Source organism: Micromonospora sp. MP36 (assembly GCF_008119785.1).
GTDB lineage: Bacteria > Actinomycetota > Actinomycetes > Mycobacteriales > Micromonosporaceae > Micromonospora.
The window spans coordinates 1-8,509 of sequence record NZ_VSFA01000181.1 but is presented as its reverse complement, the minus strand read 5'-3'; the positions used below and the strand labels follow the sequence as shown (position 1 = coordinate 8,509).

10 protein-coding genes are annotated in these 8,509 nt (G+C 68.2%); 4 read left to right on the top strand and 6 right to left on the bottom strand.

Going from position 1 to position 8,509, the window contains the following annotated elements; genetic code table 11:
• Window positions 1-414 (top strand): hypothetical protein (locus FXF52_RS39500; protein WP_222870928.1); only part of this gene is annotated, 414 nt, incomplete at its 5' end.
• A gap of 122 nt (window positions 415-536) precedes the next feature.
• On the opposite strand, the gene FXF52_RS39495 is transcribed toward FXF52_RS39500, so the two are convergent.
• Together FXF52_RS39495 and FXF52_RS39490 are read right to left on the bottom strand one after the other, a co-directional pair.
• Entirely contained in the window at window positions 537-857 is a 321-nt protein-coding gene (locus FXF52_RS39495) for a cold shock domain-containing protein (RefSeq protein WP_148804761.1), read from the bottom strand.
• A 111-nt stretch (window positions 858-968) separates the two neighbouring features.
• Window positions 969-1,253 (bottom strand): hypothetical protein, encoded by a 285-nt coding sequence (locus tag FXF52_RS39490; RefSeq protein ID WP_148804760.1) that lies wholly within the window; start codon window positions 1,251-1,253, stop codon window positions 969-971.
• A 156-nt stretch (window positions 1,254-1,409) separates the two neighbouring features.
• Between FXF52_RS39490 and FXF52_RS42260 the strand changes: the two genes are divergently transcribed.
• The 3 genes from FXF52_RS42260 (at window position 1,410) to FXF52_RS39475 (ending at window position 4,559) form a co-directional block, all read left to right on the top strand.
• Window positions 1,410-2,201, top strand: coding sequence for a hypothetical protein (locus FXF52_RS42260; RefSeq protein ID WP_187414000.1), 792 nt, complete (start codon window positions 1,410-1,412; stop codon window positions 2,199-2,201).
• Window positions 2,202-2,503: 302 nt separating this feature from the next.
• A complete protein-coding gene (locus FXF52_RS39480) occupies window positions 2,504-3,163 on the top strand; it encodes an HAD family hydrolase (protein WP_148804758.1) in 660 nt (219 codons plus the stop codon).
• Between the two features lie 400 nt (window positions 3,164-3,563).
• Window positions 3,564-4,559, top strand: coding sequence for a hypothetical protein (locus FXF52_RS39475; protein ID WP_148804757.1), 996 nt, complete (start codon window positions 3,564-3,566; stop codon window positions 4,557-4,559).
• Between the two features lie 148 nt (window positions 4,560-4,707).
• Here FXF52_RS39475 and FXF52_RS39470 read toward each other — a convergent pair whose 3' ends face one another.
• From FXF52_RS39470 to FXF52_RS39455, 4 genes are all read right to left on the bottom strand, one after another.
• A complete protein-coding gene (locus FXF52_RS39470; RefSeq protein WP_255472862.1) occupies window positions 4,708-4,929 on the bottom strand; it encodes a winged helix-turn-helix domain-containing protein in 222 nt (73 codons plus the stop codon).
• Between the two features lie 420 nt (window positions 4,930-5,349).
• Window positions 5,350-5,760 (bottom strand): hypothetical protein, encoded by a 411-nt coding sequence (locus FXF52_RS39465; protein WP_187413999.1) that lies wholly within the window; start codon window positions 5,758-5,760, stop codon window positions 5,350-5,352.
• 191 nt (window positions 5,761-5,951) lie between these two features.
• Window positions 5,952-6,671: an IS6 family transposase gene (locus FXF52_RS39460; RefSeq protein ID WP_148804756.1), complete on the bottom strand. Its 720-nt coding sequence runs from the start codon at window positions 6,669-6,671 to the stop codon at window positions 5,952-5,954.
• A gap of 363 nt (window positions 6,672-7,034) precedes the next feature.
• On the bottom strand, window positions 7,035-8,509 hold a 1,475-nt coding region (locus FXF52_RS39455; RefSeq protein ID WP_305069376.1), incomplete at its 5' end, for a kelch repeat-containing protein.

The following is an 8,509-nucleotide window of genomic DNA, read 5'->3' as shown; positions in this document are numbered from 1 at the left end:
CCGGAGACGCGGAGTGTCCCGGTCGTGCGCGCGGACTTCAGCGACGATGCCGTCTGGGAACGCGTCAAGGAGAAGATCATCGAGCCGACGGAGGAGGGCTTCGGCGCTGACGTGGAGTTCGTTGAGGACCGGGCGCTTACCGGCCTTGACGAGGCGGGGATCGCCAGTGGCTACCGGCGTGCCTACCCGCACGACTACAGGCACCCGGTCCTGTTCGTGGTCGACACTGTCGCCGTGGCTGTGCCCGAACAGCCCGTCCTGGTTGTCAACCTCAACGCGGGGGTCGACGTCGGGCCGTTCAGGGCTCTGCCCCGGCAGGTGCAGTCGATCCAAAACAACCTGTCACTCGCGAACATGGACTACCTCGAATTCGCGAGATCAGCCGATGCGGATGGCGTCTTTCGCGGCTTCTGAGCCGTATGAAGCTGCGCGACACCGAGGCCAGCCCTCAGCCGCTGCGACAAGCACGAGGACGGCAGGTGACAGGTCGCGACGTGTCCGGCGGCCCAGGGCGGCGCCGACGAGGAGTCCAGTTGTCAGCGCCGGTCGGTCCCCGGCGCCTCCTCGTCGAAGGTAAGAGCGAGTGTGCTGTCGTAGGCCGTGGACTCGGCGTCTTCTCGCCGTTGGTCGCCTGGTTCGGTGTCGCCCGTCCACACCTTCACCGCCCGGTACGCGAACCCGTCCTGGGCTCCCGACTCGGCCCGGAACGAAACACTCTGCCCTGCAACGAGATACCGATACCCGTCCATCGCGATCACCGAAAAGTGCACCCAGCACCCGCCAGGCACATCCGGCCCGTCGATGATCCCCCAACCCTCGTCCGTGGTATAGGCCCGAACGATCCCCGAACTTGCCATCCAGTCATCGTGCCCTGGCCCCGACGCCCAGAGGGGCAAGCATCCCGGGGAAACTCTCATAGCCGGGCAGGGGCTGCCCTGTCGCTGGCGGTGGTGCCGATAGACCGCCTCCTACTCGCCGGCCGAGTCCCAGACACGCTCGAACGCGTCTCGCGCGATCAGGTAGCGGCTCCAGTCCTCGTCCACCTCATCGAGGCTGACCTGCCCCAAGCCTCCGTACCGGTCTTCCTCATGTCCGGGCCCGTAACGGAGGACCGGGCCGTTGTCGTACGCCTCAATCTGCCGAACGGGCCAGCCATCTTCACCGACCTCGACGTACCAGACGGAGGGCCCCCAGCCGTCGAATTCGTCGCCTCGTGACTCATCCCAGCGACGTCGAAGGAAGCGGCTCGGCACAGCGGAAGCGTACGGTCCTCGCATCCGCACATCCGCCGACGGCTGCACGGCGTACCGCGAACGGCGAGGCGTGGGAGGATTCGGCCTGTGCGTCGTGGGCCAGTTCTCCTGACTGCTGCGGGGGCGTGCGCGGCACTGCATGTCACGGGCATCCTGGTGGCGGATCCGGTCTGGCGCTACGCCGAGGTGGTGGCCATCGGTCTGCTCCTTGCGTACGCCGTGGTCAGCGGACTGCCGGCCCTTCGGTGGGCGGTGCCGGCAGCCCTCGCGGTGCTGCTCCTGGACGCCGTCCGAACGATGCCAGCCGACCCGAACGAACGCTACGGCTGGCAGGTGCTCAAGCCGGGTGGCGACATCAACGCGCTGTCCGGCTTCGAGTCGGGGCTCACCGCCTGCTGGGCGCCGCTGACCGCGGCGGCGGTGCTGCTCGTGGTATGGCACCGCAGTGCCTGGCGCCGGCGGACGGCGGCCGCTGCGGCCGTGGCAGCCGTGCTCGTCACCGGATACGCGGTCGTCCGGATTGTCGACATCTGGCTCACCATCGGGACCGACCAGCGGCAGTACCCGACCAGGACAGACTCGGCCGACGCGGTGACCGCCGTGAGCCTGGCTGTGCTGCCGTCTCTCGCGCTCGGGTTGACCGCGCTGGCGCTCGCCACGGCACTCGCCGGACACCACCGGCGGCTCGGCTCGGCGGGCGCGGCGTTGCTCGCCGTGGCCGCGCTGCCGCACCTCGACGCGAGCATCGGCGCGGTGCCACTGCCCCTGTACGCGGGCGACCGCACCGCCTTGTTCGCCATCACACCCACACTGTCAATGCCGCAACCCGTCCCGGCACTCACCGCCCTGATGGAGCTGACCGCGTACCTGCTGCTCGTCACAGGCCTGACCGGTTCCTGCCGTCCTACAGGCGCCGCACCGGCCGAGCCAGGCCGGGTAGTGCCCTGATTCTTCCGGGCTCGGCAACCTCACCACACGGATTTCTCGCCGCGTTGTCCGATGCCGGCCGACTCGCCCACATGTGGACCGGTACGCAGTCCGGCGAAAGTAGGGCACGGACGGGCCGCGTTGGGGCCTCGGCGCTCCGGCGCTGCCGGTCACTGCGATCGGGATCAGCGGGGTCGTGGATCCGCAGCCCCCGTTCCACGAACGTAGGATCAGCCATGCGCACCGTAGGTGGAGCCGTGATGTCGCGGCGGCGCAATTGCCTGCGCCCGTGCAACGGCCTCCGGTTGGCTATGGTGCCGGGCATGCAGTCGCTGGCGTTGTTCGACCTCGACGACACGCTCGTGGATCGCAGCGCGGCGTTCCAGGCGTGGGCCGAGGAGTTCGTCGTCACCCACGGGCTCGGCGAGGCGGCGCTGACCTTTCTGCTCATGGCCGACGCGCACCACTCCGGGCCAATGGACAGCTTCTTCACCACCGTCTGCCAGACGTTCGACCTGGCCAGGCCGCCGGAGCAACTGTGGGAGCAGTACCGCCGCCGGATGCCTGAGCTGGCGTCATGCCGCCCCGAGGATCAGGATGCGTTGAGGCGGCTACGACGGGCCGGATGGCGGATCGGCATCGTCACCAACGGAATGACCGACAACCAGCTCGGGAAGATCCGCAAGACTGGGTTGGACAAGCTCGTCGACGCGTGGTGTATCTCCGACGAGGTCGGCATCCGCAAGCCCGACCCCGAAATCTTCCGCCTCGCCGCTGATCGCTGCGGCACCAACTGCGGCAGCGGTGGATGGATGGTCGGCGACAGCCTCGTCCTCGATGTCGCCGGTGGCCACGCCGCTGGGCTACGCACAATCTGGCTGCAGCCGAAACGCCGACCCGACTCGTGGTCTTTCGTCGGGCCAGTGCCAGACGCCGCAGTCGACTCGGTTGCCGATGCCGTCGAGATGCTCCTCGAAGCGTAGTGACCCCTTGTGCCGCGACCGCGATTGTCCTACCCGAAAGCGTCCGGACGGTCTGGCACTGCTCTACCGGTGGAACGACTGCAGGGTGCTCAAACCGTGCCCACTTGCCGAGGCTCCCGTTCGACCTACTGGCCAGGCCGCTCCATCTGCTCACCGACTGATGCCTGCCGGTTACCGGTGCCGGACGGCTGGGGTGCGAAGGCACCAGCGGATCCAAGACCGGCTATCCCCCAGGCGATGAAGCCGCCGACGGTACTGACCGTGACGCCCCACCAGGTCAGCGACGGCCAAAAGTAGACGATAAAAGCCGTGCCGCACACCGGCACCCAGATTGCCCGGCCAAAGTATTCCAACGATCTCCCGACCGTCGGGCGGTGCCGCGAACGGCGGGAGGGCTGGCATGAACGACCTCGAACGCCGCTACCGGTGGCTGCTGCACGCCTACCCGGCGGCCTACCGTCAGGCACGCGGAGCCGAGATCATCGGAACGTACCTCGACCTGGCAGAACCGGACCGCCACTGGCCGTCACCTGCCGACGTCGCGGACCTGCTCGCCGGCGGCGTCCGCGAGCGGTTGCGAGCCGCCGGCGCCGCTGACCTCATCCCCGGAGTACGCCTCGCCGCCATCCTCGCCTTCACCACCGCGACCGCGCTCGCCGGCATCTGGACCGTCGCGGAACAGGTCACCGAGCAGTCGAGGTGGGGTGTGGCGACCTTCGGGCCGTTCGCCACCACCGGCATCATCGTCTGGACCGCCTGGCTGCTGACCGCCGTCATTCACGCCCTCGCCCCAGCCCCGTGGACGGCTGCGGCCGTCGGTGTCGCCCTGCTGCTGACCACCGCTGTAGTCCCGGTCGCCGACCTGGCCCGACTGCCGCGCCCGCCCCTGTTCGTCCTGCTACCCCAGGCGACGCTGGGTCTGCTGGCACTGGCCATCCCGGCCTCCTCGGCGCGCTGGCAACGACTCGCTCCACTAGCCGTCGCGCTCGCGGCGGGCGTCACCACCGCTCAACTGGTGGCGCAACGAGGACAGCCATACCGGTGGGGCAACTGGGGCATTTACCTCCCCGAAGCCGGCGTGGCCCTGCTGCTGACCGCCATGGTTACCGCAGCCGCGCTCGCCCTACACCGCGACACCCGCGGCCTCTGGGCCCTCCTGGTGTTGCTCACCCCAACCGGGCTACTCGGCCTGTACCCGCTGACCGAAATCACCACCGAACTCATCAACGCCGACTACGCCAACTTCCGCGTCATCGCCAGCACCGCCGCCACCATCCTCACCCTCACCAGCGCAACCCTGGTTACAGCGGTGGCCACCCGCCGCCGTCCACATCCCAACGCGCCAGCCAGCAGCACAGTGCCCATACGTGGAACGTGTCCAACCTGCGGCCGCTGACAATGAATCCGCACCAGACGTGCCCGGACTCGCGTGACCAGTGGGCCAATCACCGCCAGGATCGCCACGGCTCAGTCAAGGCGTGAGCGCCACCCTCTGAGCATCGGATGATTCAGGGCCGCGGCCCAGGTGGTCGGAGGCTCGGCTACTACTTCCCCTCCACCTCGGCCACGAAGACGCCGACTCCGGGTCGGCCGACCAGGACCCGCCGCTCGACCAACTCGCGTACGGCTTGGTTGACCGTCGACTGGGCCACTGCGTAGTGCTCAGCCAATTCGCGACGGCCGGGTAGCCGCGATCCAGGCGAGAACTCGTTTCGATCGATCCTCGTAATGATGTCGTTGACCAACCTTTCGATGTTCGGATGCACGCCCACCTCTGGTGATCTATCGGCTCTTCTAGGTCACTGCGTCACGGGGCCAGACCTGGGGTGACCGCACCCCTGCCTTTGCCGTGGGCGCGACCACCGGAGCGTTGTCCTCTCCTGGGCGGAGGTACCTCCGCCCAGCCTCTAACCCTGTCGGGCAACGATGCTGCTGGCCGCGCGGCGTGGTTCAAGATCATGCCGTTCACAGGCCGTCGAACGAGAGCCAGCAGTGGCCATTGTTGACCGTCCCCACCAGTGGCATTATCCAGCAAATCCGAGGGTTGAGGCCTATCGATCACGCCAGCCGGACGCACACCATTGCCATTCTTCGTACCTGGGCGCCGGCCCTCGGGACGCCGTTTGCCGTCCCGGAGACGTAGCGGGCCTCGGCTGCGGGTGCCGGAGGCATCTGGGGCTCCGGGGTCATGTCCGTGCTGTGGTGTCCGGTCGGTGTCCGCAGGTTGGGCAGGAGGTACGGAGCGCTTGTTGGCGTACGGTGCGGTGTCGTGCGGCTTGGCCGGCGAGCGCTGCTGCCAGGAGCGCCGATCCGGTGAGGAGGATCGCCCCGGCCGTCGCGATGAAGGCCGTCGGGGTGGGTGCGCCGCCGTGGCTGCCCGTGATGGCCTGGCTGAGTTGGTTGGTTCCGAACAGGCCGGCGGGGGTGGCGAGTAGCAGGGTGGCCCAGAGGCCGGTGTCGTCGGCCCGCAGGGCGCGGCCGAGCCCGACGACCAGGACCAGCACGAACATCAGCCCACCGGCCATCGCCAGGATCTCCGGCGTGGAGCGGTACGAGGTGAACCAGTCCCCACCGTTCTCCGCAACGGCGAACGACACGGATACCGCTGTTCCGAAGCCAGCTGCGAGCGGCGGCAGACTACGTCCGACCCAGCTGGGATGGGTGGGCAGCGCAAGGGCGGCCAGACCGAGCGCGACGGTCGGGACCAGCACGAACAACGGCGGCCGGGGTGGCACCGTTGCATTGGGGATCGGCGGACGTGTTGAACCCCGGTGTGTGGGGTCCGCGGTCAGATCGCCTGGGCGAGTTCGGTGAACGCGGCAGCGACCCGCAGAGCGGGCGGGGCGTCGACGGCGAGTTCGTAGTGTCCGCGTCGGAGGTTCTGCATGAAGGCGTGGCCGGCGATGATGACCTGTGCTGTCTTGTCCGTTCGCAGCCCTCGCATCGGTCTCAACCGGTGTTTGAGCTGGCTGTGATCAGCCTCGATCGGATTGTTGGCGTACTGCTCGACGTGGTGCCACGCGAACGGGATCAGCTCGTCGAGCACGCGCGGGTAGACGGCGGCGGCGTCGGTGACCACCTCTGCGGGTGTCACCTTCAACGCCGATAACGCTCGTCGGAAGAACCGCCGGGCCGCGTCGGCGTCGCGGCGGGCCGAGACCAGCACGTCGACGACCTGCCCGTCCTGATCGACGGCACGGTACACGTATCGCCAGGCTCCGTTGACCTTGACGTATGTCTCGTCCACGTGCCACCTGTCGCCTGGTGAGTGCCGGCTGAAGCGGGCGGCGTCAGCCAGCAGCGGCGTGAACCGCTGCACCCAGCGGTAGACGGTGACGTGATCGACCTCCGCACCACGTTCGGCCAGCAACTCCTCCACGTCCCGATAGGACAGGTTGAAGCGCAGATACCAGCGCGTCGCGACGACGATGACCTCCGGCGGGAACCGGAACCCGGCGAACGCCGACTTCGGAGGCTGCCATGGGTCAGGCCGGGTCGATGACTTCACTGCTCAAGTCTGCCTCGATCTTGCCAACGCTCAATGCAACGGTGCCCGCCGGCGTGTGGCATCGACTGCATGAAGTGCTGCTCGGCTGTGGTCCTGCGCTTGCCGAGAATTTCGTCTGGCCTGGCGGCGGTCTTCTTGCAGAGAGCTTCGTAGCTCTTGGTCCGGTGCGCTCTGCGTGGTGGCACGGCGGGATAGCCGGCGACAACTGCGGGAGGTTTGTTGGTCGTGCTGCTGTGACTGGCGTACCGCGAGTGACGAACGTGTTCGCGATGCGGAAGCATTCGACCTGTTCCTCTTGGGTCCGCAGGTCGGGGCCGGGCCCGCGCCGGTCGATCGGCGCGGGCCCGGTGGGTCAGACTCCGCTCAGCAAGCGGTATCGGGGCGGAGGGCGAAGTCGGTGGTTATCGTCTCGCCCGCCTTGAGGTTCACCAGCCTGAGCTGCGGCTCCCAGCCGTCTCGAGCCGCGTTGATCGCGGCCGGGTTGTCCTTCGGAGCCCAGATGGCGTACCGGCCATCCGCATCGGTCTTCAGGGTGTAGGTCCAGCCCCTCTTACCATTGATCCGGACAGTCGCCCCGCGCAGCGCGGTGCTGTTGCCCTTGCAGTCAACGCCGGTGACGACACCCGTCGCCTTGCCCCAGTCCTTGGGCGGCTGCACGGTCATCGTCACGTTGATCGGTGCTACGGCGTACGGGGTGTCCGACTTGACGGCGAGCTGGGCGGTGTAGTCGCCGGGCTGCTGCACGCCCGCCGAGGTGGCGTCGAGCGTCACGTTCACCGTGATGCTCTGCCCGGGCTGCAGCGTCGCCGAGGTCGGCGACGCGGACAGCCACGTTACGGTGCTTGTGTCGCACTGGTCGAAGCCGGGCAGCATTTCGCTGTCCGCCGTCATGTTGGCGCCGCCGCTCGCGCCACCGACCTTGACGAACCCGCACGCTGCCCCGGCCCGGTAGCGGGCGTGGTTGGCGTTGGGCAGCGCCGACCAGGAGTCGGCCGCCGGGTCGTACGCCCAGCCCTGGTTGGTGACCGTGGTGGAGTTGTTGATGACACCGGTAGACAGCAGCAGCATCCCGTTGGCGGTGTCCGCGGCCATGCCCCAGAAGTCGATCGGCAGGTCGGCCTTCTGGGTCCAGGCGTTGGAGCCCGGGTTGTAGGCGTACGTGCTCTTCAGCGTCGTCGGCCCGAGGCCGCCGGCGCAGTAGAGCGTGCCGTCGATCCCGCCGCAGCCCTGCCACGCCACCCTGCTCGGGTACGCGGCGACGGTGGTGAACGTGTCGGTCCCCGGGTTGTACCGGACGGTCACATTGGACTGGATGCAGTGGTTGTCCACGCAGCCGCCGACCAGGTAGATCTGGCCGTCGACCACCCCGATGCCGGGTGCGGCAGTCGGTGCCGGGTTGGTGCTGGCCCGGGTCTCCCACGCGTTGGTATCCGGATCGTAGACAAAGACCTTGGCCGACGGGTTGCCCGCCAGGTCCCACCCACCGAAGACGTAGAGCTTGCCGTTGACGAACGCCGCCGCCGGCTTCGCCAGGCCCGCCGGAAGGTCGGCGATCCGGGTCCACACGTTCGTGGCCGGGTCGTAGACGTAGCTGTTGGTGAGTTTATTGACGGTGTCGGTGCTGGTTCCGCCAACGGAGTACACCTGCTCGTCGTGCGCGGCCACGGCGTTGTCCATGATCTTGATCGGGTAGTTGGCCGTGTTGGTCCACGGCGGTGCGTACGGGGACGGTTCCAGGACGTCACCGGGCTGGCTGTCGGGCCGCCAGGCGGGCGATACGCTGCCCCCCTTGACCCGGATGTTCTGCAGGGGTGCGCCACGCGTACCGAGGATCTGGA

Coding starts and splice junctions, on each gene's coding strand:
- FXF52_RS39495 (WP_148804761.1), bottom strand. CDS start 857: ATGGCAAGTTCGGGGATCGTTCGGGCCTATACCACGGACGAGGGTTGG.
- FXF52_RS39475 (WP_148804757.1), top strand. CDS start 3,564: ATGAACGACCTCGAACGCCGCTACCGGTGGCTGCTGCACGCCTACCCG.
- FXF52_RS39480 (WP_148804758.1), top strand. CDS start 2,504: ATGCAGTCGCTGGCGTTGTTCGACCTCGACGACACGCTCGTGGATCGC.